This window comes from Cupriavidus sp. SHE, from assembly GCF_000812445.1.
GTDB lineage: Bacteria > Pseudomonadota > Gammaproteobacteria > Burkholderiales > Burkholderiaceae > Cupriavidus > Cupriavidus metallidurans.
The window spans coordinates 93,071-119,803 of sequence record NZ_JWMB01000023.1; the positions used below are offsets into that span (position 1 = coordinate 93,071).

Here is a 26,733-nt window from a genome sequence, read left to right on the forward strand (position 1 = left end):
CTGATTTGGGACTTTTCGCAGATTTCTCTGAAATTAAAGTCAGGGGATTTGCAGCGGCGAGATACGCCGTTATAATTCCCCTCGTCAATTCACGGACCAACACTAAAACCCGAGGATACAAATGGCGACCTATCAGGAAATCGTTCAGAAAATCAGCGAACTGCAGAAGCAGGCCGAAGAGATCAAGGCACGCGAGCAAGCCTCGGTGATCGCCGATATTCGCGAGAAAATCGAACAATATGGCCTGACCGCCGAAGACCTCGGATTTGGTGGCAAGGCCGTGGCCGGCAAGAAGGCCGTCAGCCGCAAGGTGCCGGTTCGTTACCGTGACAGCGCCGGCAATACCTGGACGGGCCGCGGCAAGCGCCCGGGCTGGCTGACCCAAGCGCTGGCCAATGGCAAGTCGATGGAAGATTTCCTGATCCGCTGAGCAACCCAGCCGATCGGCAGATAAAAAGAAACCGGGCGCTATGCCCGGTTTCTTTTTTGCCGCGTGTCCATCAGGGCAGTCGCCGCTAAGCCGTGAACCCCACCGGGTTCAACGACTGCCAGCGCCAGGAGTCCTCGCACATGCGGTCGAGGTCGTGACGGGCGCTCCAGCCAAGCAGCGTGCGGGCAAGACCCGGATCGGCATAGCATTCCGCAATATCGCCGGGGCGGCGCGCGACGATTTCGTAGGGTATCGGCCGCCCGCTGGCCCGCTCGTAGGCCTTCACAACTTCCAGAACACTATATCCACGGCCCGTGCCAAGATTCACGGTCATGCCGCGCGGGTTCTTGCCTAGGTAGGCCAGCGCTGCCACATGGCCATCGGCCAGATCGCTGACATGGATATAGTCGCGCACCCCGGTGCCATCGGGCGTCGGATAGTCACCGCCATACACACTCAGCTTTTCGCGCCGCCCGGCGGCCACCTGCGCCACATAGGGCATCAGATTGTTCGGAATGCCGCCCGGGTCCTCGCCAATCGTTCCGCTCTCATGTGCGCCCACCGGGTTGAAATAACGCAGGAAGGCGATTTTCCATTCCGGATCGGAAATTTCCAGATCACGCAGGATCTGCTCCCCCATCAGTTTGGTCTGGCCGTACGGATTGGTGGCCGATAGCGGGAAATTCTCGAGAATCGGCATCGCATGGGGATTGCCGTACACCGTGGCCGAGGAACTGAACACCAATTGCCTGACACCCGCCGACTGCATCGCCGAGCACAGTGTGATCAAACCCTCAAGGTTGTTTCCGTAATACTCGAGCGGTTTGCTGACCGACTCTCCCACCGCTTTCAGGGCGGCAAAATGGATGGCGCCGTTGATCTTGTGCTCGGCGAACAGGCGGTCCAGCAGTGCGCGGTCGCGCACGTCGCCTTCCACAAAATGCGGTGTCGTGCCAGTAATCTTCGCCAGCCGGTTCACGACCTCGGCGCTGCTATTGCAGAGATTATCGAGCCCGATCACGTTGTAGCCTGCTTCATGCAACGCCACCCATGTGTGGGAGGCGATATATCCGGTCGCGCCGGTCAGCAATAGGGTCTCAGCCATGGAAATCTTCAAGGATCTGGATTGGGTTCACGTCGCTCGCTCACCGAGTGGGCTGCCATCATAACCGTGCGTCTTTACGGCTGCGATATGTATCATGCGCCGCTTCCACCATTCGGGCGCGAAAGCGGCCTGCCCATGACTGGAAGCCCGGTGCGGGCCTGCCACGCTTCATAAGCTGCCCGCAGCCGCCAGCCAGACTCCATATCGCGCATCCCCAGCAACTGGGCCACCGCCGCCGGCGGCGTTCCTGCATCGAAGTGCATGGCGCCGCAGGTATTCCGCAGTGTCTGGGGCGACGCCCGTTCGCTGCGGCCCGCCAGCACGCCGGCCTCTTCGAGCAGGATCTCGACGCGGCGATACACCGATGCCGCGTGCATGGCACGGCCGTTGGTCATGGCCGGGAACACGAGATCGCCTAATGTCTCCGCTGCCGCTCGCGTCTCCAGCCAGCGGCGCAGCGGTGCATGGACAAACCCGAACAAGGGGACGGTGTACGCCCGCCCGTTGTCCGTCCGGACCATGCGAATCGCCATCGCGCCGCCACCCAAACCTTCGATCGCCTCCACGCGCAGCGCCCGCGCCTCCGCCACCTTGAGTCCGCCACCCAGCAGGACTGCGAGAAGCGCGACATCGCGGGCGCGTTTCCATTGTTTTGGCGAAATGGCCTGGCTATCCGGGCGGGCGGCCTCGGCAACCGGCTCAGGCGCCGGTGCCAGGATGCGGGCCACCAGCAGGTCGCGCTCGCCAGGTAACAGAAAGGCGGTCGGATCGTTCTCGCCGTCGGCGAGATGCGACTTGACGGCCTGGCTGGCGGGGTTGTGCAGGTTCTGCTGCAACTGGGACAGATGATGGAAAACGCGTTCGATCAGCCGCGCGTAACGGTAGCGGTGACGCTTGTGCAGATTCTGGGCGTCCAGGAACACACCGATCTGTGCGGCCGACCACGTCAGCGGTGTTAGTCCTTGCTCACCTGACCAGCGCAGCAGCTTGCCCCACATCGCCCGATAGACCACGGCGGTGCCGTGGCGAAAACCGTGTCGCGCAAGCCAGCCGTCGAAGGCGCGGTCCGGGTGCTTTCTCCAGGCGTCGAGGTCGGCATCGAACAGATCGCCGGAGGTGGCCGGTGTCTCGCCGTCCGCCGTAACGAAATCGGCACTTGCCTGGGTCATGACCAACGCTCTCCCGCTCTGAGTATGCAAAGCAACGTTCTCATTGTAGACAAAGGGCCACTGGATCCCGCGATCGTAGCCCTCCGGCAGTTGCACATCGGAGTCATCGCGTGATACCTTGGCACCCACTATGCAACCAGTTGCATAAATTCACCTCAACCGCTGAACGAGAGATCCGTCATGGCCCTTCCCGCCCTGCTGCAGAACCTGTCGCTACCGGCTGTCTGCTCGCCGCTGTTCATCATTTCCAATCCCGATCTCGTGATCGCCCAGTGCAAGGCCGGCGTGGTCGGATCGTTCCCCGCGCTGAATGCGCGGCCGGCGGAAAAGCTGGAGGAATGGCTGGACCGGATCACCACCGAACTCGGCGAGCACAACGCCAAGCACCCCGACCGCCCGGCCGCGCCGTTCGCGGTCAACCAGATCGTGCACAAGTCCAATGACCGGCTCGAGCACGACCTGGAAATGTGCGTGCGCTACAAGGTGCCCATCGTCATCACCTCGCTGGGCGCGCGTGTCGAAGTCAACGAGGCCGTGCACTCCTACGGTGGCATCGTGCTGCACGACGTGATCAACAACACGTTCGCACGCAAGGCCATCGAGAAGGGCGCCGACGGGCTGATCGCCGTGGCGGCGGGCGCGGGCGGCCACGCCGGCACGCTGTCGCCGTTCGCGCTGCTGCATGAGATCCGCGAATGGTTCGACGGTCCGCTGCTGCTGTCGGGCGCGATTGCCAGCGGCGATGCCGTGCTGGCCGCTCAGGCTGCCGGCGCCGATCTGGGCTATATCGGCTCGGCCTTCATCGCCACGCTCGAAGCCAATGCTCAGGATGCGTACAAGCAGATGATCGTCGACAGCTCCGCCGACGATATCGTCTACTCGAACCTGTTCACGGGCGTGCACGGCAACTACCTGCGCGAGAGCATCGTCCGTGCGGGTCTGGACCCGGCAGCCCTGCCGACCTCGGATGCGTCGAAGATGAATTTCGGATCGGGCAGCGCCAAGGCCTGGAAGGACATCTGGGGCGCTGGCCAAGGTGTCGGCGCCATCAAGCGTGTGGTGCCGGCCGCCGAGCTGGTGCGCCGCTTCGTGGAAGAGTACGCGCTCGCACGCCGCCGTCTGGGCCTGGCTGCGCCGGCCGGCGCGGCACGTGCCGTGGATCTGGCCTGAAGTTTGTAGTTTGTAGTCTGAAGACTGACGACGCCCGTCGTCAGTCCTTGACGCCACTGCCCGTGGCAGTGAGCAGCGGCAGCAGCGACCTGCCCCATGCGAGCCAGTTTTCCTGAAACTGGATGCCGCGCTGGAGCAATGCGTACTGGATCTGCTGCCGGCGGTCGAGCGTGCCGGAGAAATCCTTGCGCTCGATCCCCCGGTATGTTTCCAGCCGCGCCTCGTGCAGTGCAATCAGTCGCCCCATCTCCTTGTCCAGGCCTAGCGGCCCGATCGCGGCATCGGCACGCAGCTTGACCAGGATCTCCTCGCGCTGGTCCAGCCCCTGACCGGGCGCAAGCACCCATCGCACCAGTTCGTCGTGCCCGGCGGGCAACACCCGATAGACCTTCTTGCGGCCTTTCTTCTCCGCCCCGTCTCCGTCGATGGTGACTTCCGGCTCGTCCGAGGCAATCCAGCCCAATTCGGCCATCCGCCCCAGCTCCCGATAGATCTGCTGGTGAGTGGCGTGCCAGAAATAACCGATCGACTTGTCGAACCGGCGCGCGAGATCGTAGCCCGAGGATGGCTTTTCGATCAGGGATATCAGGAGAGCGTGTTGGGTGGACATTCGGCCGATAGGTGCGACGGGATCGCTGGCATGGATGATGCTGACCAAGTTCAGTGAAATGGTCAGGTGGCGCTATGGTAACGCGCAAGTCACGTCACGTCATGCCGATATCCACTGAGATGCGCGCGTCGAAACCAGCCATGTGCAAGTGACGGCACAAATACTCGCATTCATGACAATTTAGTCAATTATTACGATACTGATGTAAAAAAATCGAAATGGCATTTCCCGATAATCTGCAATACATTCCAGACATTGCCACCCCGCATGCGCGTGCCCTTCTACCGGCCCAACGTTCCGCGCCATGCGCTACCCGGGAGTTGTCCATGAACGCAAGACCGGATGCGACCGCCGGCACAGCCGCAGTCGAGGTGACGAAGCCTGTCACCCGCGCGCGCGCCGGAACGGCGCCGTTCTATTACCGGCTCCCCGATACCCCGGAGGGCCATCACATCAAGGAATACGCCAGCGGCCTGCGGCAACTGGTGCGTTTCGTGGGTGTGGAAGAACAGGTCGTCAAGTACAGCCTGACCTGATGCCTTTACTGCGGTGAGATTCCAGTCACCGCAAGTCTGTCGATTGTCTCCTCCTGTCCGCCAAGGACCTGGGATTCAGCCCACGACGAACGTCGCGGGCTTTTCTTTTCTGAAGAGGATTCCCACCAAAAAAAAACCGGCCAGCAGGCGCGATGCCTGCTGGCCGGTCTTCGGCGACCTGGGTCGATCCGGGAGATCAGTCCACGGTCGCGCCAGAAGCCTTCACCACCTTGGCCCACTTGGCGGCCTCGGACTTCATGAAGGCAGCCAGTTCAGCCGGCTTTTCCGGATGCGGTTCGGCACCCTGCTCGGCCATCTGCTTCTTCACTTCCGGCATGGCAAGGATCTTCACCACTTCGGCGTTCAGGCGATCGACGACGGCCTGCGGCGTGCCGCCCGTGGCGTACAGCGCGAACCACGACGTGGCTTCATAGCCGGGCACGCCCGACTCGGCCACGGTCGGCACGTTCGGCAGTGCCGGCGAGCGCTTGGCCGAGGTCACGGCGATGGCGCGCAGCTTGCCGGCCTTCACGTGCGGGTACGACGACGGCATGTTGTCGAACATCAGGCCGATCTGGTTGCCCAGCAGGTCGTTCACGGCCGGAGCGCTACCCTTGTACGGGATGTGCTGGATGTGCAGGCCCGTCATCGAGTTGAACAGTTCGCCCGACAGGTGCATCGACGAGCCGCTGCCCGACGAGCCGTACGACAGCTTGTCCGGGTTGGCCTTCACGTAGGCGATCAGTTCCTTGATGTTGTTGACCGGCACCTTCGGGTTCACCACGACGATGTTCGGCACCATGGCCACGCGCGTGATCGGCGCGAAGTCCTTGACCGGGTCGTACGGCAGCTTCGAGTACAGCGACTGGTTGATCGAATGCGTGCCGATGGTGCCCATGAACAGCGTGTAGCCATCGCCCGGCGCCTTCGCGGCCAGCGATGCGCCGATGTTGCCGCCCGCGCCCGGACGGTTGTCGATCACGACGGGCTGGCCGAGCGCCTTGCCCAGTTGCAGGCCGACGATACGGGCCAGGATATCGGTGGTGCCACCTGCCGAGAACGGCACGATCATGGTGATCGGCTTGGTCGGATAGGTGCCCTGCGCTTGGGCGCCGGTCATGGCGGCAAAACCAGTTGCCAGTGCCACGCCTACGGCCAGCAGGCGTCTGCGCGCCTTCGACGTTTGCTTGGTGATACTCATCTTGTGCTCCAGGAGTGATGCACGTCCGCTAGCCAACTGGCTTACCGCGGACGTAATGCTTTGAACCGCTATTCCGCCCCGTGCCTGGGGGGCGGGCACTTTCTTATACGGGTGCCACACCCAGCGTGGTTCCGCCGCAGACGTACAGGACCTGTCCCGTCACGAAACCATTCTCGGGTGCAAGGAAGAACAGCGAGGCACGCGCCACGTCTTCCGGCGTTCCCATGCGTTTCACGGCGATGCTTGCCAGAATGCGCCGTGTCTGTTCGCTGCCCTCCGGATTGCTCCGGCGGAACAGCTCGGTGGCGATGGGACCCGGTGCCACGGCGTTGACGGTGATGCCGTCGCCGCCCAGCTCCATCGCCAGCGTTCGGGTCATGCCAACCAGCCCAGCCTTGGCCGCGGAATACACCACGCGTTCGGGCTTGCCCAGCGCCGCGCGCGAGGCCATGTTGACGATGCGGCCAAACCCCGCCGCGCGCATCGCGGGCAGGCAGGCCTGTGTCAGCAGCATCGTGGCCTGCAGGGTCAGGCCCACGACGTAATCGAGATCTTCCGCCGTGGCCGTGTCAACCGTGCCGGGGCGCGTGGCGCCGGCATTGTTGACGAGCCGCGTCACGGCGAACTGAGACGTCACCTGTTCCGCCACCGCGCGCGTGGCATCGGCATTGGTCAGGTCGGCCTGGAAGAAGGTCATGTTCGGGTGCGACCACGTCGGCGCTGCATAGTCGACGTTGATGACACGCGTCACACCATCGGCGAGCAGCATTTCCGCAATGGCTCGGCCGATTCCGGAACTGGCGCCAGTGACCAGGGTGGCAACAGGAAGGGACATCTCGGTACTCCGCACCGGCACGCAAGCGGCCAGTCAAATCAGAAAAAATGCGGCGAAGCCGGCGAGCCCGTCGGCCTGGCCGCGATGCTCTACCTCGTTGGGGAAGAGACACCACTGAAACTTCCCGCATGAATTAACGACGGGAAGCAAGGGAAACTGAAACTTCTACTGTTTTGCTTCGGTAACTCCTCTCTCCCACCTGCGCGGGAGAGAGGAGCGCATGACCACTGGCATCGGCCAGTGGTCATGCATCAAGCCATCAAACGCGCTCGATCACCATGGCGATGCCCTGGCCGACGCCGATGCACATCGTGCACAGCGCGAAGCGGCCACCAGTGCGCTCCAGCTGGTACATCGCGGTCGTCACCAGACGCGCGCCGCTCATGCCGAGCGGGTGGCCCAGTGCGATGGCGCCGCCGTTCGGGTTCACGCGCTTGTCGTCGTCGGCGATGCCCAGTTGACGCAGCACGGCCAGGCCTTGCGCGGCGAACGCTTCGTTCAGTTCGATCACGTCGATCTGGTCCAGCGTCATGCCCAGTTGCTTCATCAGCTTCTGCGTGGCCGGTGCCGGGCCGATACCCATCACGCGCGGTGCCACGCCAGCCGTTGCCATGCCAACGATGCGGGCGCGCGGCTTCAGGCCGTGCTGCTTCAGACCCGCTTCGCTGGCCAGCAGCAGCGCGCACGCGCCGTCGTTCACGCCCGAGGCGTTACCGGCGGTCACCGTGCCGTCCGGACGCACCACGCCGCGCAGCTTGGCCAGCGCTTCCATGCTCGTGGCACGCGGATGTTCGTCGCGGTCGACCACGATGGCGTCGCCCTTCTTCTGCGGAATCGTCACCGGGGTGATTTCCTGCGCCAGCGTGCCGTCGGCCTGCGCGCGCGATGCCTTCTCCTGGCTGCGCAGCGCCATCAGATCCTGGTCTTCACGGCCGATCTTGTAGTCGGTCGCCACGTTCTCGGCGGTCTCGGGCATCGAGTCCACGCCGTAGGCGGCGCGCATCGCCGGGTTGATGAAACGCCAGCCGATGGTCGTGTCGAAGATCTGCGCGTCACGCGAGAAGGCCGAGGTGGCCTTGCCCATGACGAACGGGGCGCGGCTCATGCTTTCCACGCCGCCGGAAATCATCAGGTTGGCTTCACCAGCCTTGATGGCGCGGGCGGCGGTGCCGGTGGCGTCCATGCCCGAACCGCACAGGCGGTTGATCGTCGCGCCGGGAACGGCGTCCGGCAGGCCAGCCAGCAGGGCCGACATGCGCGCAACGTTGCGGTTGTCTTCACCGGCCTGGTTGGCGTTGCCAAAGATCACGTCGTCGATCGCCGACCAGTCCACGCTGGCGTTACGGGCCATCAGGGCCTTCAGGGGCACGGCGCCCAGGTCGTCCGCGCGCACGCCGGACAGGCTGCCGGCGTAACGGCCGATGGGGGTACGGATGGCGTCAACGATGAATGCTTCGCTCATGTTCTGTCTCGCTCGTCTTGGTGGTGGGTCAGGCGGCTACGGCCTGCTTGAGAGGCACGCCGGTCAGGCGTTGCAGTTCGTCGAACGACAGGCCGTCCACGAGATCGCGGGCAACCAGGCCGTCCGGCGTCACATCGATCGTGGCCAGGTCCGTGTAGACACGCGTGACGCAGCCGATGCCGGTCAGCGGATAGGTGCACTGGGACACGATCTTGCTTTCGCCCTGCTTGGTCAGGTGCTCCATCATCACGAACACCTGCTTGGCGCCGATAGCCAGGTCCATCGCACCGCCCACGGCGGGGATGGCGCCCGGTGCGCCGGTATGCCAGTTGGCCAGGTCACCCTTCTCCGATACCTGGAACGCGCCCAGCACGCAGAAGTCGAGGTGGCCGCCACGCATCATCGCGAACGAATCGGCGTGGTGGAAATACGAGCCACCCGGCTTGATCGTCACCGGCTGCTTGCCAGCGTTGATCAGGTCGCCGTCTTCCTCGCCCGGCGCGGGAGCGGGGCCCATGCCGAGCAGGCCGTTCTCGCTGTGCAGCAGGATTTCACGGTCGGCCGGCAGTTGATTGCCGACCAGGGTGGGCAGGCCGATGCCGAGGTTCACCACGGCACCGTCCGGAATGTCTTTGGCCACGCGGGCGGCCATTTGGTCGCGGGTCAGGCGTTGCATGTGTTTCTCCTTCTTCGCTCGATTCGGATCAGGCCGCGCCGGCCGGCTTGGCGGCGCTTGCAACCTTGACCACGCGCTTGACGAACAGACCCGGCGTGACGATGTGCTCGGGGTCGAGTTCGCCCAGTTCCACTACGTTGCTGACCTGCACGATCGGGCACTTGGCAGCCATGGCCATGATCGGGCCGAAGTTGCGGGCGGTCTTGCGATAGACCAGATTGCCCCAGCGGTCGGCGGTCTCGGCCTTGATCAGCGCGAAGTCAGCGTGGATCGGCTTTTCGAACACATAGCCCTGGCCGTCGATGATGCGCGTTTCCTTGCCTTCGGCCAGCGGCGTGCCGTAGGCCGTGCGCGTGAAGAAACCGCCGATGCCGGCGCCGGCCGCGCGGATGCGCTCGGCCAGATTGCCCTGGGGCACGAGTTCCAGCTCGATTTCACCGGCGTGGAACAGCGAGTCGAATACGTAGGAGTCCGCCTGGCGCGGGAACGAGCAAATGATCTTGCGGACACGCTTGGCCTTGAGCAGCGCTGCCAGGCCCGTGTCGCCATTGCCGGCGTTGTTGTTGACGATGGTCAGGTCGCGCGCGCCCTGGGCGATCAGCGCGTCGATCAGCTCCGCCGGCATGCCGGCCAGGCCGAAACCGCCAATCAGGATCGTGGCGCCATCGTGGATGTCGGCCATTGCCGATTCCACCGAGTCATATAGCTTGTTGATCACTTGCGTTCCAGTATGGAAGGGTCCGGCGCGCATACCGGGACCGGCCGCAAAGGGGCGCGGCACGCAAAGCTGTCTCCGGCAGTGGCTGGACGGGCGTCCTGTCTGATGTCCCCGCGCTCCGTGCGCGGTGGTCCGTCAAGGACAGTCCAACAATCTTGCAGTTGTTTTGTCAGCCATCTTGCTGCGGCTTCATGCAGATGCTTGCTGCGAATACCAGCGAACGTCAGTAGTTTCCTGCCTTGTTCACCGGACTCCCATGGAGTTCGCTATACGAACTCCAATTCGCAGAATGAACAAAGGTTACACCTGTCGCCAAAACAGGGTCAAGGCGGGGGGCCACGTCTCGGGCGATAATCGGCCAGCCCGCCGGGCAGCGTCATACACGACCAGAGGCGGGCTGAAACAGGCTTGAACCAAAGGTACGGCGGGCGATGCACAGCTACCACGCATGGTAGTGCGCAACGCCCGCCGATGCCTTGCGGAATCGCAGTTTTACTAAATTATTCCGACAACCGCTTCACCAGACGGTAGAGAAACTCGCGGCCATCGTACAGGCGCGCAATCTCGATGCGCTCGTCCAGACCATGCGCGCGCATGTCCGACGGTTCGGTGAACAGGCCGGAAACGCCGTACATCCGGATACCGGCATTGCGCATGAAGCGGCTGTCGGTTGCGCCCGTGCTCATGGCCGGAATCACCGGCACATCCCACATCTGCTTGGTCAGCGCGTCGACCTCCTTCATCAGCGCGCCGTCTAGCGGAGAGGCCGGGCTGGCCAGCGGCTTGTTGATGTATCGCACGCTGATCTTGTCGTTACCGAGGGCCGACTTGAGCTGGCGGTCGATGTCGGCCGGATCGTCATGCGGCAGGATGCGACAGTTGACGATGGCCTTGGCCGATTGCGGCAGCGCGTTCTCGGCGTGTCCGGCATTGACCATGGTCGCCACACAGGTGGTGCGAAGCTGGGCGTTGTAGAACGGAATGGCCGACAGCCGGTCGATCGCCGCCTGGCTCGGACGGCCCGTGCCAACCTCGCGCATGTCCTCGGCAAGCTGCCCCTTCGCCAGCGGAGCGCTGCGCGCGAAGTAGGTCTGCGTCACGTCGGCCATCTTGACCGGGAACTGGTACGCACCCAGGCGGCTCAGCGCCTCGGACATCGCATACACAGGATTGGACTTGGTCGGCACCGAGCTATGCCCGCCCACGTCGCGCACTTCCAGTTCGTAGGTCGTGTACATCTTCTCGGCCACCTGAACGCGGTGCAGCACCGGCTTGCCGTCGCGCAGCTCGCCGCCGCCGCCCTCGTTGATGCCGAACTCGGCCTTCAGCAGTTCAGGCTTGTTCTTCACCAGCCAGTCGGCGCCATTGCTGGGCACGTCGCCGCGCTCCTCGTCGGACGTGAGCGCCAGGATGATGTCGCGCGACGGCTTGAAGCCTTCCTGCTTCAACTGCCCAAGCACCGACACGAACGCCGACGCCATCGCCTTGTCGTCGATGGAGCCACGCGCGGTGAAGTAGCCATTGGTCTCCTGAAGCTGGAAGGGGTCGGTCTTCCAGTCCTCGCGCTTGGCCTCCACGACGTCGATATGCGCCAGCAGCAGAACCGGCTGCCTGGCGCCGGTGCCCTTGAAGCGCATCACCAGATTGCCCTTGCGCGGAAACGGCTCGAACACCTGGATATCCGACGCGGAGAAGCCTGCCTCCACCAGTCGCTTCTCCATCGCGCGCGCCGCCTGGGCACTGTCCCCGGCCGAATGCGTCGTGTTGATCTCGACCAGTTCCTTGTAGATATCGTGAAAACGCTGCTGGTCGGGCGTGAGCGTGGCGGGGGGCGCCTTGCTGGCGGGCAGGCTCTGGGCAACGGCCCCTGCGGCGCAGGTCACGAGCACGGCGGCCACCAGGGCGCGAACAGCTTCTGGACGACGATGGATACGCACGACACCTCCGAATATTCGTTATGGGATCGAGCAGGAAGGAAAAAGGCCCGACGGATTCGTCGCAGCCTCCCCTCCCTCGAAGTTCCGATAGGCGGAACAACGTTTTATTAAGTGCTCGCCGAATATTCTAGGCACGTGGCGTCCGCGTCGCGATTTGGGGTATCTCCCAAGTGGCGCGCGCGTGGAATTGCGCTCGCGCGCCTTCCACCGCGCGCTCCGGCGCCGTGGACCCCGGGGCTCAGGGCAGGCGCAACACGGCCTGACTGCCCGCCACGCCGGGCCGGACCTCAAGCCGCACGTCGATCCGCTCGCGCAGTTCGGTTACGTGCGAGATGATGCCAACCAGCCGTCCGGCTTGCTGAAGATCGAGCAGCGTGCGAATCGCGAAGTCGAGACTTTCCGGATCGAGCGTGCCGAAGCCTTCGTCAACGAACAGCGTATCGAGCTGGATGCCACCGGCGCGCGACTGCACCACATCGGCCAGACCCAGCGCCAACGACAGCGACGCCAGAAAGCCTTCGCCGCCGGACAGCGTATTGGCCGGGCGCGTGCCGCCGGTATCGTGGTCGAACACTTCGAGGTCAAGGCCACCGGCCACGCGCTGATCGCCCTGCTCTCGCACACGTTGCAGCGCGTAGCGACCCCGGCTCATGCGCAGCAGCCGTAGCGACGCAGCTTCCAGCACCTCGTCGAGCAACGTGGCCAGCACGAAACGCTGGAACGTCATGCGGCGCGGATTATTGCCGTTCGCCACTTCCGACAGGCGGCCGAGCACCGCGTAGCGCGTCTCGACGTCGCGTCCTTCGGCGGCCAGCGAGTCGAGCAAGCCTTTGCACTGCAACAGCGCATCGCGCACGGCGGCCAGTTCGCTGCGCTGCCGGATTGCCGCTTCAAGCTGAACGGCCGCCGCATCGCGTGCCGCCAGCAATGCAGGCATGTCCGGCGTCTGCAACGCCTGACCGATTTCCGCCGTGCGTTGGCGCCATTCCGCGGCGCGAGCCAGATCGACGTCGAATGCGCGCACGGCGTCGTCAAGCACGCGCGTGGCATCGTCAGCCAGGGATGCGGCGCGGTAGTCGTCCGCTCCGGCGAATCCGGCGGTGGCAAGTGCCTCCACAAAGGCGGCGTCGCGTTGCGCGGCCCGTTCCTCGGCACGAGTAGTGGCTTCGCGCGCGGCGGCCAGTGCCGCATTCGCACCGGCCAGCAGTGCCACCGCATCACGCTCAGCGCCCTGGGCCGCCTGCAATGCGGCCTCCAGTGCGCCGGCTTCGCGCTGCGCGGCTTCGAGCGATGCGGTCACGACGTCGGGGTCGCGCGAATCCTCGGGCACCTGCGCACTCGCGGCACGCCACTCGCCATCAAGCTGAGCGTGCTCATGCATCGCCGTGCGCAATGCACCTTCGGCCGCCTGCACGGCGGCTTCGGCAGACTCCTGCGCCTGACGCGCCTGTATGGTCTGGGCCGCGAGCCGTTCCGCGCGGGTTGCCGCAGCCTCGGCCTTCGCGCCGCTGGCGGTCAGCGTCTGGATTTCCTGATCGAGCGCCTGCACGCCCGCGTCGGACACATCGCCCGCGCCTTCGCGCAGATCCGCCAGACGCACCTGACATTGGGCGACGTTTGCCTCGGCCTTTTGTCGCACGGCCTGCGCGTCGGCCAACGCCTCGTCGGCATGTTGCAAGGCGGCTCGCGTGGTATCGAGGTCCTCGTCGGTCACCAGCGCCAGCGTCTGCTGCGCCAGCGCAGGGTGGTCCTTGCCACCGCAGACGGGGCAAGGTTCGCCACGCTTCACGCCAGCGGCGAGGCGTGCCGCCTGGCCAAAACGCCAGTCCGATTCCGCCTGACGCATTGCGACACGCGCGGTATCGCGCGTCTGCATCGCCCGGCTGGCGCCGGCTTCCGCAGCGGCCAGCGATTCGCGCAACGGCCCAAGTTCGGCATCGAGCTGCCGGCAACGTGCCACCCGCGTCGCGCGTTCGCGCGCCAGTCCAAGCTGAAGCTGCAGGGCCTGCGCATTTGCGCCGTCGCGCCGCGCAAGCTCCAGCTCGCCTTCCAGCGTCTTCGCCGCCGCCACGGCGGCATCGCGCGCCTTCGCCTTGGCGGTAAGCGCCACCTGGGCAGCGGCCAGTCCGGTACTCGCCAGCGCCACGCCGTTGCGCAGCACGCCAAGCCTGCGTGCCTGCGGGAGAATCGCCTCCAGTTTCGCCACGGTGCGTTGTGCGGCCAAACGCGCTTCGCCACGCGCCTGTTCCGCGCGCAGCGCGCCCGTTGCGATATCTGCGGCCCGGCTGGCGCTTGCCACGCGCGTCCCGGCGGCGGCATTCGCGGCGAGTGCGGCCGTCTGATCCTGTCTGGCAACCTCAAGCAGTTGCGCAACCGGCGTCACCTGCGCCGCGCGTCGCGCGGCCTGCAGGCGAGCGCGGTCCGTGTCGACCGCCGGCACCCGGGCCGACAGCACGGCATAGGCGCCCTCCGCCTCTTTCCAGGCCTTGATCTGCGTGCTCTCCAGCTCGCCCTTGCGCAAGGACGCCTGCGCCGCTTCGCTACCCGCACGCGCCAGCGCTTCGCGCCGTTCCAGCTCGGACAACGTCTCCCGATGCGCGGCGATACGTTCGTCAAGCGCCAGTTCGGAGGGCAACTGATACTGGTCCAGCAAGGTCTTGCGTCGTACCGAGATCTCCTCGGCTTCGCGGCGAATGCTCGCGGCCTGCTCCTTGAGCAGTTCCTCGACGCGGCGGTAGAGCTCGGTCTGGAACAGACGCTCGAGGATCGACTGCCGCGCCTTCGAGTCCGCCGTCAGCAACTCGCGGAAACGTCCCTGCGGCAGCACGATCACCTGCCGGAACTGCGCGCTGTCGAAGCCGAGCAGGACCCGCACCGCGTCGGTCACACGGACCGGCTGGCTGGCGTGGCTTTTCCACTCACCGTCCACCTGGGCATCGAGCTGCGCCTTCGCAGTCTCCTTGACGAAGCCGCCGGCCGCACGCGGGCTCGGGCGGTCCTGCGTCGGAGAACGCGTCACGCGATAGCGTGTCGCCCCAAGCGAGAACTCCAAGGTGACCTCGGTCCGCAGGGCCGGGTCCGCATTGGCGCTGCGCATGTCCTGCGCGCTGCGCTCGCCACCTGATGTATCGCCATAGAGCGCGAAGCAGATGGCATCGAGCAGCGTGGTCTTGCCCGCGCCCGTGGGGCCGTGGATCAGGAAGAATGCCTGGTCGCCGAGCCGCGTGAAGTCAATCGTCTCCGTGGCGGCGAACGGGCCGAAGGCCTGCAGTTTCAGGTAAAGCGGTTTCATGCCGACTCCCTTTCCGATGCCTGCATGACTGCCAATAGATCGTCGAGCGCGCGGCGCTGATCACCGTCGAGGTCTGTGTCAGCCACCTCGCGGAAAAAATTCGCAAACAGGCTGGCCGTATCCAGTTCCCGCAGCTTGCGCCCCGCTTCCCCGGCCTGACCGCTGCGCGCCAGCACCGCGCGCTCGATCGCCAGTGCGTTCGGATAGACCTGGCGCAATCGCGCCATCGGGTCCAGCAACGCGCCCGCGTCGGTCAGCACCGCATGGACGTAGTCGTCCCGGTGCGGGTCGGTGGCACCCGCCTCAAGCAAGCCGGCCAGCGTGCCGGTCAGCACGCGCAGGTCGCGCAACGGTCGCAGTGGTATCGCCTCGATCCGGACGCCACCTTCGGCGTCAAGTTCGATCAGCGATACCGTCTTGATGTGTTCGGCTTCCGACAGCGAATACTTGAGCAGCGACCCCGAATAGTGAATCCTATCGCCGATGCATTGCGGACGATGCAGATGTCCCAATGCCACGAAATCGAAGCCGTGGAACACGTCCGCGGCCACGGCACCGCTACCGCCCACGCTCAGCGGGCGCTCCGATTCGCTGACCGCGCCGCCCACCACGAAGGCATGGGCCACCGCCACCGAACGGACGCCTGCGGGATGCGTGGCGCGGATGGCGTCGAGCTGGGCGTTCAATGCGGCTTCGTGCGTCGGCAAGTCGGTGCCGAGCGCGTCGCGCACCGCCGCCGGTTCTGCATAGGGCAAGGCGTAGATGCGCACCTCACCGTGCACATCGTGCAGCGTCACGCAGGACGCTTCCGGACCGGTGCGCCCGGCCACGTGCAGACCCCGCGCGGCCAGCAGGCGCGCGCCGAAGCCGAGGCGCTGGGCGCTGTCGTGATTGCCCGCGATCATCACCACGGGCACGCCCGCATCCACCACGATACGCGCCAGCACATCGTCGAGCAGCGCCACGGCCTCCGGCGGCGGCACCGCGCGGTCGTACACGTCGCCGGCAATCAGCACGGCGTCGGGGCGCAGGTCGCGCACCAGCGCGACGAACTGGTCGAGCACATGAGACTGATCCTCGATCAGGCTACGGGCGTGGAAGAGCCGACCAAGATGCCAGTCGGCGGTGTGGAGAAAACGCAATTCGGGTCCTTCGGCACAGTGGTGCCAAGAGCACGGCAGATACCGTGCGGTCCCGCATCATAACGTCGCGGCCACCGAACGGTACGCGGACACCACTCAGACCGGCTCCGCCTCGCTGTCCTCGATCTGGAACTTGCGCATTTTTTCCCACAGCACCTTGCGGCTGATGCCGAGGCACGTCGCCGTGTCCTGGCGTCGCCAGCTGTTGGCATCGAGCGCGGCGATGATGCGGCGGCGCTCCTCCGCGTCACCGCGCGGGTCGGCCCGCTCGGTGCCATCGAACGCGCCGGGGCGCAGCGAGCGAAACAGCGGCCGGATGCGCGCCTCGTCCCATTCGCCGCGCTGCTGGACCGTGATGCCAATGCGTTCGGCCAGGTTGCGCAGTTCGCGCACGTTACCGACGAAGAACGCGGAGCCCACGGCGCCCTTGAGCCAGTCTGGCATCGGCGGCAGCGCATCGTAGGCGGCGGCGCCGATCATGTGGCGCATGAACGATTGCAGCAGACCGATCTTGTCCGCAGGGCCACGGTCCTCGAGGCTGGGCAGCCGCAGTTCGATCACGGCCAGCCGGAAGTACAAATCCGCGCGGAAGCGGCCCTGCGTCACGGCTTCGCGCAGATCCTTGTTGGTGGCGGCCACCAGCCGGAAGTCCAGCTTGACCGCCATGGCGGAGCCGAGCCGCGTCACCGCGTTCTCCTCCAGCACGCGCAGCAGCTTGACCTGCTGGAACAGCGGCAAGTCGCCGATCTCATCCAGGAACAGCGTGCCGCCGGTGGCCTGCTCGAAGAAGCCGCGATGCGCGAACATCGCGCCGGTAAACGCGCCCTTGGCGTGACCGAAGAACTGCGACTCGAACAGCCCATCGGGAATCGCGCCGCAGTTGACCGCCACGAACGGTCCCTTGCCATACGTCGCGTTGCGATCGTGAAAGAGCCGCGCGATGCGTTCCTTGCCCGCGCCGGTCTCGCCATAGAGCATCACGTTGCTGTCGAAATTGGCGAAGGTATCGACCTGCTCCAGCAGCGACTGCATTGCCGGAGACCCGGCGACGAGATCGGCCACATCGGGGCGCGCCTCGGCCGCCGCCATCAGTTGCGGCATCAGCTTGGCGATCTGCGTGCGCAGATCGGCGCCGGTGAAATCGTGGGGCAGGATATAGGCGTACTCGGTCGGGAACCGGCCGGGATCGCTCTCGCGGTCGGGCGCGCCGACCCAGATCACCGGCATGCCGTGCGCGGCTTCCCAATCCAGCGTGAACTTGGCGGAGCCGATCGCCGACGCACTGATGACGGCGATGCTGGGCTTGACCCGTGGTTCGGCCGGCAGCGCATCGAGCGCGCCTGCGCGAACGACTTCGGCGCCCAGTGGCGTCAGAAAGCGCGCGACGCGATCGGCGATCTCGTACTTGCCTTCCCACACATAGACTTCAAGGCTCTCGTAGGCCCACCGGTCTGCTTTCATGATCGTTCAGTTCAGTACACGAGTTCCGTGTTGTTGCAGTCGACGCCGTTGAGCCACAAGTCGGCGTTGGCAAGGCTGATGCCGAGCAGGCTCGTCAAGGTATTGACGAGCTGGTTGATCAGCGTGAGCAATGGATTCAGCACCTGTTGCAGCAGCCAGCCCGGGGAAATGCTCAGTAATTGAAGTTGCAGCAGGCTGACATCGAGCGTTGGATTGAGGCCGTTGATCACGTTGGTCACGGTGTCGCCGATCACTGTGCTCGACGATGCGGCCACGTAACCACCCGGTGCGAGTACGAAGCTGTTGCCTGCACCAGCCAGACCGGACTGCGAGATCGGCTGTCCGGTCATCTTCGCATCGGCAATGGGGAACAGTCCGACCGCCGACAGCTGGACGTCGGCGATGGTAAGTGGGCCGCCGGAACAGCCTGTGCCGCCGGGGTTGCCCAGGCACGCCATCACGGCGTTGGTGGATACATTGACAGTCGCCCGCCGGTCCGGAACGGCAGCCGCGCACTGGATATGCGTCAGATCTCCCTTGGCCTGCGCGATCTGCAGCCACAACGGCAGATTCAGATTGACGTTGGCCACTACCAGCGGCACAGAGACCTGCGCGGCCAGCTTCAGGCCAAGCTGCGCGGTCGTCGCAGTGGTCTTCCACGTTCCATCCGGATACTGCTTGGCCGGCCCCACGGCCACCTTCGGCGGCTGGATGATGTACATCGAGCCGCCGATCGATCCAAGCGCGGTCTTCACGTTGAGCGTGCTCAGGTCCACCGCGCTCGTCCCGCGCGCGACATAGGCGGCCGTGGTCAGCAACGTTGCCACGTTGAGCGCCGCCTCCGCCGCAGACGAAGCCGCCGGTGTCAGCACACCCAGGTCGAGCATCTGGCCCAGCGTCACCTTGGTGCCAATGCCGTTCAGGCCAAGCTGTGTCGTGGGGCTGCCAAGCGCCGCGTTGAGCAGCGCCGACTGCCCCGCCGCGCCCAGCACCAGCGCGTAGAAGTCCTGGATCGAGAGCGAAGTGTTCAGCAACTGATCGACCGTGCCCACACCTGCCCGCAAACGCAACTGCTCGAGCGTCACGTTCGCGCCTACCAGTCCGCTCCAGTCCGCCACCGACAGATTGACCGAGTTGCCCAGCAGCAGCCCCAGCAGGCCGTTACCCGACGAGAGCCTGAGCAGGCCGCTGCCGAGCGTGAACGACGCGGCGGGCGGACTCGCGGCGGCAATCGCCTCGGCGTGTAGCTGCCGCGACTGGCCCCCCTGGAACATAAACAGCAGCGGTACCGTCAACGTGGCCTGCACGCGCACCGCATTGGCCGACACCGTTGTGGCCGGATAGCCCGGATCGAAGTGCCGCGTGCTGTCGCCATTGGCAGGGTTGGCGGGGTCCCACAACCCAAGGCACGTCCGCACGCCGTCCGCCGCGCCAGCCACTGCCGTAGTGCAATCATTCGCCACGGCCTTGGTGTAGCCGTTCTGGGCTGCGGCGGACGTCACGCTTGACAGCACGTTGGCATTGGTCGTCGCCTGATCGTCAGCGCTCTTCAATTGCTGCGCGCCAGAAAGCGCCGCCACGTCCACCAGCTTCTGCAACTGCCGCTGCGTGTAGAACACGAAGCCGACGTCGAGCGACACCAGCGCCGCGACGCCAATCGCGGCAATCAGCAGCGCGGCCATCAGACTGACGGCACCGCGCTGGCGTGGGTGGATCGAGCCGGACGTGACGTGACGCATCGCGATGCCTACTGCCCCACCGGCGCCGGGCTGCCCGTGCTGCCACGCAATGCGCTGCCGGTCGACTGGCTGCTGAAGAATTCGGGCAACGGATACTGGAAGCTCCGCATATAGCGGGCATAGCCGATGGCCGCCTCTTCGCCGGTCATCGACTGCTGTGGCCCGGCCTGCGAGCCATTGCGCTGGACCTCGAGCAGCATCCGCGTGGTGTCCCCTACCGGCACGTCGTTCGGGTGAAACGTCGGGGACGGTGGCGGCTCGACGGCTTGCGTCGATTGCGCCCCGGCGGCCCCGGCCACCCCCAACAGCATCGCGGCGATAGCCACCGCGCACGCAGCGTCCGTCAGTCTGGAACGATTGCTCGTCATGGTTTGACTCCTGCGTTGAGCGCCACGGCCTGCGCGCCCCGCGGCGCGGTCTTGTCGCGGACCTGCGCGGCCCGACTGACGCGATCCGCCTCCTTGCGGACTGCCGCTCGCGTCGGCTCCTGCATCGCGGCACGCTGCATCATGGCGTTGGCTTCGGCGCGCTTGCCGGACGCCCACAGCCACACCACCGCATTGCTGATCACGCGCGGATTGGCGGCATCCAGTTCCAGCGCCTGCATGACCGGCACGCGGGCCTCCTGCAGTGCACCGCCTCGCATCAGCGCGTAGCCAAGATCGCTCGAGAATTGCGGGTTCACCGGCTCCATCGACACCGCCTGGCGCAGTTCACCGGCGGCACGCATGAAGTCTCCCTGTCTGCCGAGCACAAGGCCAATGCCGTGATGCGCCCGCGCGGCGCGATCGGTCCCGAGCAGATCACGGTACGCCTGCAGGGCCGCATCGTCCTGACCGGTCTCACGCAGGGCATCGGCCCGCATCGCCAGCAGCGATGGATTACTGCCGAACTTCTGCTGGAAGGCATCGATATGCGCCAGCGACGCGAAGTACATGGCCTCTGTCTGCATCCGGTTGATCAGCCCCAGGTAGACGGACTGATCGTTGTATTCGGCGCGGGCCTCCTTGTCGCGCAGCTTCGCCAGTTCGATCTGCGCATCGGCTTGCTGCGCCATCACCTCCGCGGTGTTCGGCGTGGACGCGCATCCGGCCAGTAGCAGCGCGGCTGCCAGCGGCATGGCCAGTGACGCTGGCAAGAGGGTCCGGGGCGACCAGGGCGACCAGGGCGACATCACCGTCTTCATTCAACTGCCTCCATTCATCTGCGCCAACATGCGCATCACACCCAGGAACCCCGGGCCTGCCGTCAGGATCAGCAACACGGGCAGCAGGCTGACCACCATCACACCGGTCATCTTGACCGTCAGCCTGCCGATCTTGTCCTTCATGCGCGCCTTGCGCGCGATCTGCAGGCGCTCGCCGAACTGGCGCAACGGCTCCTGTACGGCACCGCCGTGGCGGTCCACCTGCGTCAGCAAGGTGATCAGGCCCTTGAGATCCTCATCGTCGAACAGCTTGCCGATGCGCAGCAGCGTCTGCTCGCGCGAGCGGCCCGACGCGAACTGCTGATTGGAGCGCTGCAGCTCAGGGCCAAGCACCTGCAGCATGCTGCCGAACTCGGTCACGATGATCTGCAGGCTCTGGTCGATCGACAATCCCACGCCCTGCAGCAGGCGCAGCATGTCGATCAGGATCGGAAGCTCATCGGCCACGCTGCGCAGCCGTTGGGCCGCGCGCCGCCGCAACAGGGTCTTCGCCAGCAGGAAGCCGCCCGCGAACGCTGCAAACGCCCATGCCAGGGCGCCGGCCAGCGAAACGTCGAGCTTCCACGCGAACGCCAGCGCCGCCAGGATGCCCGGCACCAGCAGGCGCAACGCACCGAACACGGCGCGTGGCCTGACGCCGTAGAAACCGCACTGCTCCAGCAACTGTTGCTCCTCGGCACTCACCGCGGCCTTGCCCAGGCGCGATTCGAGCCAGTGCTGGTTAAAGCGTTCGCTGATGCGCCCGCCAAGCTGCGCGCCGATCGATCCGCGCTGCGTGTCGGCGACACCCGGCGCGGGGCTCGCACCCTGCGTCGTGGCCGCTGCCGTGGCGGCCGCTACTGCTGCGGCGCGTGGCGACATCTGCTGGGCCGGTTGCGTCGCCGGTGCAGCACCGGCCTGCGTGGCGCCAGCCTGCGCGGCGGCACCCGCGGCCCGCTGGGTGGCCTGCCGCACCAGCGCCTCGTCGATCGTGCGCGCGGCGGCGCGCCGCTGCCGCCATTGCTGCAGCAGCGGCCACGCCAGCAGGATCATCGCCACCGCGCCGACAAGCAGGCTGATCGAGATCAGTGTGAACACGTCCATGGCGGGCCTCTAGATCGACCTGGCGAGCCGGTAGAGCAGGAACGCGCCTGCCACCTCCAGCCCGGCCGCCGTCAGCAGCATCGCCTTGCCGCCCGGGTCACGCCACATCAGCAGGATGTAGCCCGCATTGAAAACGAACATGCCGCCACCCACGATGAGCGGCAACAGGCCCAGCACCCACGCCGACATACGTGTTTCCGCCGAGAGCGCCATCAGCTCGCGTTGCGCCTCTTCACGATCGCGCATGAAGGTGGCGGTGCGTTCCATCACCACGTCGGCGCGGCCGCCATAGCGCTGCGAGAGCCGCAGCACCGACGAGACGATCACGAGTTCGTCGAGGTCGTAGGCCCGGCCCATCTGCAACACGGCCTGATCGAGTTCCTTGCCCGCGCGCTGCAAGTGAATCACCTGCACGAGGCACTGGCGCAGTGGCGGTTCGGTGTTGGCCACCGAGTTCTGGAAAGCGGCCGGCACGCTGCTGCCGATGGTCATCAGCCGCACCACGCCATCGAGAAAGCCGGGCAACTGGCGCAGCATCTTTTCCTTGATCCGGCGGATACGCAGCCAGACGAAGAAGCACAGCAGCGTCAGCACCATGACCAGCATGGCCCCCGCGCCGATGCCGCCACCCGCGATGGCGCCACCCAGCACGGCCAGCACCATCGGCACACCCACGACCAGATACGTGCGGCGCGTGGGCTTCAGGTCCGCCCGCCGCATCAGGTCGTCCCAGCGTCGGCGCAGATCGCGCGTGGCCGATTGCGGCGTGGGGTCGCTGACCGTTGCGTAGCGCGCGCGTACCTGCTCCGTCTGCGCGGTCAGGTGCGCGCGGGCGTCCTCGGCGCGCGACCGGCTTCGTGCGGCAGCGAGCATCAGCAGGCCCAGCCCGACCATGATCATGGCGATCGCGGCAATGAAAAGGCTGGCGCTAGAGATCAAAGCGGTCATCCAGCGAGAAGTTGGCCGGCCGCATCCGCGCCAGCTTGGGCGAATGCGGCAGGATGCCAAGCGACTGCCAGCGGTCGCTTTCAGTGCCATCCGGGTTCTGCACCGGTTCGTGCCGGTAAAGCTCCTGCGTGGAAATGATGTTGTCGCCCAGTCCGGTCACTTCCGTGATCGACAGGATGCGGCGCCGGCCATTCGACAGCCGGCCGATCTGCACGATGAAGTCGATCGCATTGGCGATCTGGCGGCGCAGGCTGACTTCGCTGCCCTGGAAGCCCGCGAACCCGGCCAGCATCTCCAGCCGGTACAGGCATTCGCGCGGGCTGCTGGCGTGGATGGTGCCCATCGAGCCGTCGTGGCCCGTGCTCATTGCCTGCAGCATTTCCAGCACCTCGCCGCCGCGCACTTCGCCCACGATGATGCGATCCGGACGCATCCGCAGGCTGTTGCGCAGCAGGTCGCGGATCGTCACCGTGCCGGTACCTTCGAAGCCGCCGGGGCGGCTTTCCAGCCGGACCACGTGCGGGTGATTGAGCGCCAGTTCGGCCGTGTCCTCGATCGTAATCACACGCTCGGTGGACGGGATGAACGTGGCCAGCGCGTTGAGCAGCGACGTCTTGCCTGAACTGGTGCCACCGCTCACGAGGATGTTGCAGCGCGCGCGCACAGCGGCGTCAAGCAGCTCGGTAATCTCCGGGCTCATCGTGCCGAGCGTCTGCAGATCGAGCGGTGTCAGCGGGTCCTTGCGGAACTTCCGGATCGAGACGACCGGACCTTCCAGCGCCAGCGGCGGGATGATCACGTTGATACGACCACCGTCTGGCAGGCGCGCATCGACCATCGGATTCGATTCGTCCAGGCGGCGGCCAATCGGCGCCAGGATCCGCCGCACGATGCGCAGCAAGTGCCCGCCATCGGCAAAACGCACCGGAATCCGCTCCAGCACGCCGTGGCGTGACACGTAGACGTCCATGTGGCCGTTGACGAGAATATCTTCCACCGCCGGATCGTTGAGCAGATCCTCGATCGGCCCAAAGCCCGCCAGCTCGTTGGTCAGCGCCTCGGAAATCTGGCGCAGCTCGGCCTCGTTGATCGGAATGCGGCGCAGGCGCGTGAAGCTCTCCAGTTCCAGATCGACAAAACGCTGGATGGCCGCGCGCGACCAGCGCCCGAACTCGGCGCCAAGCTCCTCGATGCGCGTCAGCAGGTGTTCGTGCGCGGCCTCCTTGATATTGTGGAACTCCTGCGAAACAGGAAACGGGGCAGCAGCGTTGTCCGAGAATTCGATCGCGTCGGTCATGTCAGTTTCCTACCCTTGCGGCGCGCACCGGGCGCAGCACCTGGGGCAACTTTTCCTTGATCCGGGCCAGGACACTGCGCTCGGGCACCTGCCCTTCGCGGAATCCCAGTCGTTCCAACAGCACGCCGATAGCGCGCACATAGGGGTCCGCCGGTGATTGGTCAGCCAGCACGACGCCACGATTCCCTGCCTGCAGAAGCGCGGCCCGTCGTTCGGGCAGCACGCCCACCGAGGCCACGCCGATCCGATCGGCCATCTGTTCCGCATCGACCCCGAGTTCGGCGTCGAAGCGCGATACCAGCAGATGCAGGTCATCGCGCTCGACCTCGCGCTTCTTCAGCTCCTGCAGCAGCTCTGCCGCGGAGACGATCGCACCGACGCTCTGCTCGGCCACCAGCACCACGGTATCGGCAGCCTTGACGATCTGCGCCATGAACTCGGCGTTCGAGAATCCGCCAAGGTCCACCACCTGGAGATCGAAGAACTCGCGCAGCCGGTCCAGCAGCGCCATGGCCTCGGAAAACGAGATGTCGCGCATCTCCGCCAGACTGGCTGGCAGCGGCAGCACCGACATGCCATTGGCATGCCGCACGATGGCGGTATCGACGAACACCTGGTCGAAGCGCCGCAGGTTGCGCACCGCTTCGACAAAATGGAACTCGGGCGAGACGTTGGAATAGAGGGCGCCGTCGCGTGCCGGCAATCCCAGATCGAGCAGCAGCACCTCGGCCTGCGCGCCGCGGCGTGCGGCCGCCGCGAGATTCACGGCCAGGCTGGTGACGCCCACGCCCGGACGCGCGCCGAGCAGCGCGACGATCTTGCCGTCGCGCCGCGTTGCCGCGACCGGCCGCACCTGCACGCGCGGCACCATCAACTGGCGGGCCACGGACGCCGCATGGTCGGGCGCGCCACCAAGGTCGATGAAGTCGCGCACGCCGGCACGCAAGGCGGCGAGCAACGCCTCGGGCTCGCCTGCGTGACCCACCGCGACGAGCGGCAACTGCGGAAACAGCCGCGCGATCTGCTCGGCCAGCCGCGCCGAGTCGATCGCGCGCGACTGCGTGAAGTCGAGCAATACCAGGCCGGGCCGCAATGTGCCGATCTTCTCGACGAAGGAATCCTGCGAATCGGCCTCGGCGACCAGCGTACCAACGGCGCCCAGCGCGTGGCCCAACCAGTGCCGGACGTCCTCGCGCGTGGTGTTGAGCAGGAAATGATCCACAGATGTGTTTCGTTCCATCGTTGGTCCGCCTATCTCGAGAACCCTGGCAGGCTCTGGTCCGCGTACTCGCCCAGCATGTAGCGGCCCCAGACGTTGGGGTTGGCGCTGGTGCGGCCGTCCTGGGACGCGCCGGCCGCTGCGGGAGAATCCTTGGCCAGGGGCTTGATCAGGTGCGGCGTGACCACGATCATCAGTTCGCGGTCTTCCTGATGGAAGTTCAGGTTCTTGAAGAAGCTGCCGATCACCGGCAGATCGCCCAGGAACGGGACCTTGCTGACATTGCTGACCGTGTTGCGGCTCACCAGGCCGCCGATCACGAAGCTCTCGCCGTCACCGAGTTCGATCGTGGTGTCGGCACGCCGCGTGACGATGGCCGGCACCGTGGCGCCGTTCAGTACGATGCCACGCGAAGGATCGAGATCGCTGGCCTCGGGCGCCACCTTGAGCGCGATGCGCTCACGCGACATCACCGTCGGCGATACCGTAAGCCCGATACCGAACGGCTTGTACTGGATCGTCGTGGTCCCCAGCGCCTGCGGCACCGGAATCGGAATCTCTCCGCCAGCCAGGAAGCTCGCGCTCTGCCCGGACAACGCCACCAGGCTCGGCTCGGCCAGCACGCGGACCAGGCCGTTGGCTTCCATCAGGCTCAGGTTGGCGAAGATGCCCTTCGACACCGAGCCAGCAATCAGGTTGAAAGCGCTGCTGATTGGCGACACCGAGTCCACCACAGTGCCAACGCCCGGCGTGAACGTGGCCTTGGTCAGCGACGACGGGCTGAAGGTGCCAAATGCGAAGCCGCCGTTGTCGCGATAGAAGTTCAGGCCGATTTCCTTGAGAACGGTCTTGCTGATCTCCACCACCTTGACGTCCACCTGCACAGTGCCGGAGACCGGCACCGTCGAGCGGTCGACCACAAGGCCTGGGCTCTTGCCATCGGCACTGGAGACGGCGGCGCGCGCCGCCATCAGCGTACGCGCGGCGGCTGGGGCATCCGGAGACTCGCCGCTGATCGACGCCCCGGCGGAAGAGAGATCAACGCTGGCGCCGCCGGGATCGGGCCGCACCGCATCCACACGCACCGTGTAGCTGACCGGCGCAACATCGCGGCTCCAGATCTTGAGGTCGGTGACGCCGGGCTTGCGGGCCACCACGAGCACGGTGGAAGGACCGCCCCGATGCTTGAGCAGCAGTGCATCGGCCACCTCGGGGTTGCCCACCGCCACGCGCTCCAGCGCCTGTCCGGGCCGGATTTCCTGTTGCGCACCGGCTAGCAGGCGCAACGTGCGCGAGCCAGCGGTGTCGAAGGAACCTGTCGGCGACGACATTGCCTGTGTCGTCGCCTGTGTCGTCGCCTGTGTGGTTGCTTGTGTGGTTGCTTGTGTCGCCGCCTGTGCATCCGTTTGCGATAGCGGCGCCGCGGCCAGCGCCAGCATCGTCAGCGCGACCAGTCGCGCCAGAACACGGTGTTTCAACTTTTTCGGCATACCGTG

General features: G+C 65.7%; 23 protein-coding genes. 3 read left to right on the top strand and 20 right to left on the bottom strand.

Features of this window, described 5'->3' with window-relative positions; translation table 11 throughout:
- The first annotated feature begins 121 nt into the window (after nucleotides 1–121).
- Nucleotides 122–430, top strand: a complete 309-nt coding sequence (locus RN01_RS13280; RefSeq protein ID WP_011518200.1) for an H-NS family nucleoid-associated regulatory protein — start codon at nucleotides 122–124, stop codon at nucleotides 428–430.
- An 85-nt stretch (nucleotides 431–515) separates the two neighbouring features.
- Here the strand turns inward: RN01_RS13280 and galE are convergent, their stop codons facing one another.
- On the bottom strand, nucleotides 516–1,535 hold the full coding sequence (gene galE, locus RN01_RS13285) for a UDP-glucose 4-epimerase GalE (RefSeq protein WP_017515728.1): 1,020 nt from the start codon (nucleotides 1,533–1,535) through the stop codon (nucleotides 516–518).
- A gap of 92 nt (nucleotides 1,536–1,627) precedes the next feature.
- Nucleotides 1,628–2,704, bottom strand: a complete 1,077-nt coding sequence (locus tag RN01_RS13290) for a tyrosine-type recombinase/integrase (protein ID WP_024569341.1) — start codon at nucleotides 2,702–2,704, stop codon at nucleotides 1,628–1,630.
- A gap of 180 nt (nucleotides 2,705–2,884) precedes the next feature.
- Between RN01_RS13290 and RN01_RS13295 the strand changes: the two genes are divergently transcribed.
- Nucleotides 2,885–3,874 (top strand): nitronate monooxygenase family protein, encoded by a 990-nt coding sequence (locus RN01_RS13295; protein WP_008645355.1) that lies wholly within the window; start codon nucleotides 2,885–2,887, stop codon nucleotides 3,872–3,874.
- 40 nt (nucleotides 3,875–3,914) lie between these two features.
- On the opposite strand, the gene RN01_RS13300 is transcribed toward RN01_RS13295, so the two are convergent.
- On the bottom strand, nucleotides 3,915–4,484 hold the full coding sequence (locus RN01_RS13300; RefSeq protein ID WP_024569342.1) for a PadR family transcriptional regulator: 570 nt from the start codon (nucleotides 4,482–4,484) through the stop codon (nucleotides 3,915–3,917).
- Between the two features lie 326 nt (nucleotides 4,485–4,810).
- Between RN01_RS13300 and RN01_RS13305 the strand changes: the two genes are divergently transcribed.
- Nucleotides 4,811–5,020, top strand: coding sequence for a hypothetical protein (locus tag RN01_RS13305; RefSeq protein ID WP_017512609.1), 210 nt, complete (start codon nucleotides 4,811–4,813; stop codon nucleotides 5,018–5,020).
- Nucleotides 5,021–5,216: 196 nt separating this feature from the next.
- Here the strand turns inward: RN01_RS13305 and RN01_RS13310 are convergent, their stop codons facing one another.
- From RN01_RS13310 to RN01_RS13390, 17 genes are all read right to left on the bottom strand, one after another.
- Nucleotides 5,217–6,221, bottom strand: a complete 1,005-nt coding sequence (locus RN01_RS13310; protein WP_008645351.1) for a tripartite tricarboxylate transporter substrate binding protein — start codon at nucleotides 6,219–6,221, stop codon at nucleotides 5,217–5,219.
- Between the two features lie 103 nt (nucleotides 6,222–6,324).
- The gene (locus tag RN01_RS13315) at nucleotides 6,325–7,056 is read right to left on the bottom strand and encodes an SDR family NAD(P)-dependent oxidoreductase (protein ID WP_017512610.1); all 732 of its coding nucleotides are present in this window, start codon (nucleotides 7,054–7,056) and stop codon (nucleotides 6,325–6,327) included.
- 259 nt (nucleotides 7,057–7,315) lie between these two features.
- The gene (gene pcaF / locus RN01_RS13320; RefSeq protein ID WP_008645349.1) at nucleotides 7,316–8,518 is read right to left on the bottom strand and encodes a 3-oxoadipyl-CoA thiolase; all 1,203 of its coding nucleotides are present in this window, start codon (nucleotides 8,516–8,518) and stop codon (nucleotides 7,316–7,318) included.
- Between the two features lie 28 nt (nucleotides 8,519–8,546).
- Complete coding sequence (locus tag RN01_RS13325; RefSeq protein WP_008645348.1) at nucleotides 8,547–9,194, bottom strand: 3-oxoacid CoA-transferase subunit B; 648 nt, start codon at nucleotides 9,192–9,194, stop codon at nucleotides 8,547–8,549.
- A 28-nt stretch (nucleotides 9,195–9,222) separates the two neighbouring features.
- Nucleotides 9,223–9,912 (bottom strand): 3-oxoacid CoA-transferase subunit A, encoded by a 690-nt coding sequence (locus tag RN01_RS13330; RefSeq protein ID WP_024569343.1) that lies wholly within the window; start codon nucleotides 9,910–9,912, stop codon nucleotides 9,223–9,225.
- Nucleotides 9,913–10,412: 500 nt separating this feature from the next.
- Nucleotides 10,413–11,849, bottom strand: a complete 1,437-nt coding sequence (locus RN01_RS13335) for a M20/M25/M40 family metallo-hydrolase (RefSeq protein ID WP_011518192.1) — start codon at nucleotides 11,847–11,849, stop codon at nucleotides 10,413–10,415.
- Nucleotides 11,850–12,087: 238 nt separating this feature from the next.
- On the bottom strand, nucleotides 12,088–15,141 hold the full coding sequence (locus RN01_RS13340; RefSeq protein ID WP_024569344.1) for an AAA family ATPase: 3,054 nt from the start codon (nucleotides 15,139–15,141) through the stop codon (nucleotides 12,088–12,090).
- Nucleotides 15,138–16,283, bottom strand: coding sequence for an exonuclease SbcCD subunit D (locus tag RN01_RS13345; protein WP_017513578.1), 1,146 nt, complete (start codon nucleotides 16,281–16,283; stop codon nucleotides 15,138–15,140). The genes RN01_RS13340 and RN01_RS13345 overlap by 4 nt, the downstream gene beginning before the upstream one ends.
- Before the next feature lie 96 nt (nucleotides 16,284–16,379).
- Nucleotides 16,380–17,744, bottom strand: a complete 1,365-nt coding sequence (locus RN01_RS13350) for a sigma 54-interacting transcriptional regulator (RefSeq protein ID WP_017513577.1) — start codon at nucleotides 17,742–17,744, stop codon at nucleotides 16,380–16,382.
- Nucleotides 17,745–17,755: 11 nt separating this feature from the next.
- A complete protein-coding gene (locus RN01_RS13355; RefSeq protein WP_017513576.1) occupies nucleotides 17,756–19,483 on the bottom strand; it encodes a TadG family pilus assembly protein in 1,728 nt (575 codons plus the stop codon).
- Nucleotides 19,484–19,491: 8 nt separating this feature from the next.
- Nucleotides 19,492–19,851, bottom strand: a complete 360-nt coding sequence (locus tag RN01_RS13360) for a DUF3613 domain-containing protein (protein ID WP_017513575.1) — start codon at nucleotides 19,849–19,851, stop codon at nucleotides 19,492–19,494.
- Nucleotides 19,848–20,669 (bottom strand): tetratricopeptide repeat protein, encoded by an 822-nt coding sequence (locus RN01_RS13365; protein ID WP_017513574.1) that lies wholly within the window; start codon nucleotides 20,667–20,669, stop codon nucleotides 19,848–19,850. Before RN01_RS13365 ends, RN01_RS13360 begins: the two co-directional genes overlap by 4 nt.
- On the bottom strand, nucleotides 20,670–21,773 hold the full coding sequence (locus RN01_RS13370; RefSeq protein WP_024569345.1) for a type II secretion system F family protein: 1,104 nt from the start codon (nucleotides 21,771–21,773) through the stop codon (nucleotides 20,670–20,672). It abuts the gene before it with no gap.
- Between the two features lie 9 nt (nucleotides 21,774–21,782).
- Nucleotides 21,783–22,709 carry a type II secretion system F family protein gene (locus RN01_RS13375; RefSeq protein WP_024569346.1) on the bottom strand — a complete coding sequence of 309 codons (927 nt, stop codon included), beginning with the start codon at nucleotides 22,707–22,709 and terminating at the stop codon, nucleotides 21,783–21,785.
- Nucleotides 22,702–24,018: a CpaF family protein gene (locus tag RN01_RS13380; protein ID WP_011518183.1), complete on the bottom strand. Its 1,317-nt coding sequence runs from the start codon at nucleotides 24,016–24,018 to the stop codon at nucleotides 22,702–22,704. The genes RN01_RS13375 and RN01_RS13380 overlap by 8 nt, the downstream gene beginning before the upstream one ends.
- Before the next feature lies 1 nt (nucleotide 24,019).
- A complete protein-coding gene (locus tag RN01_RS13385; RefSeq protein WP_017512585.1) occupies nucleotides 24,020–25,258 on the bottom strand; it encodes a response regulator in 1,239 nt (412 codons plus the stop codon).
- A gap of 11 nt (nucleotides 25,259–25,269) precedes the next feature.
- On the bottom strand, nucleotides 25,270–26,727 hold the full coding sequence (locus RN01_RS13390) for a type II and III secretion system protein family protein (RefSeq protein WP_017512584.1): 1,458 nt from the start codon (nucleotides 26,725–26,727) through the stop codon (nucleotides 25,270–25,272).
- Between the last annotated feature and the right edge of the window lie 6 nt (nucleotides 26,728–26,733).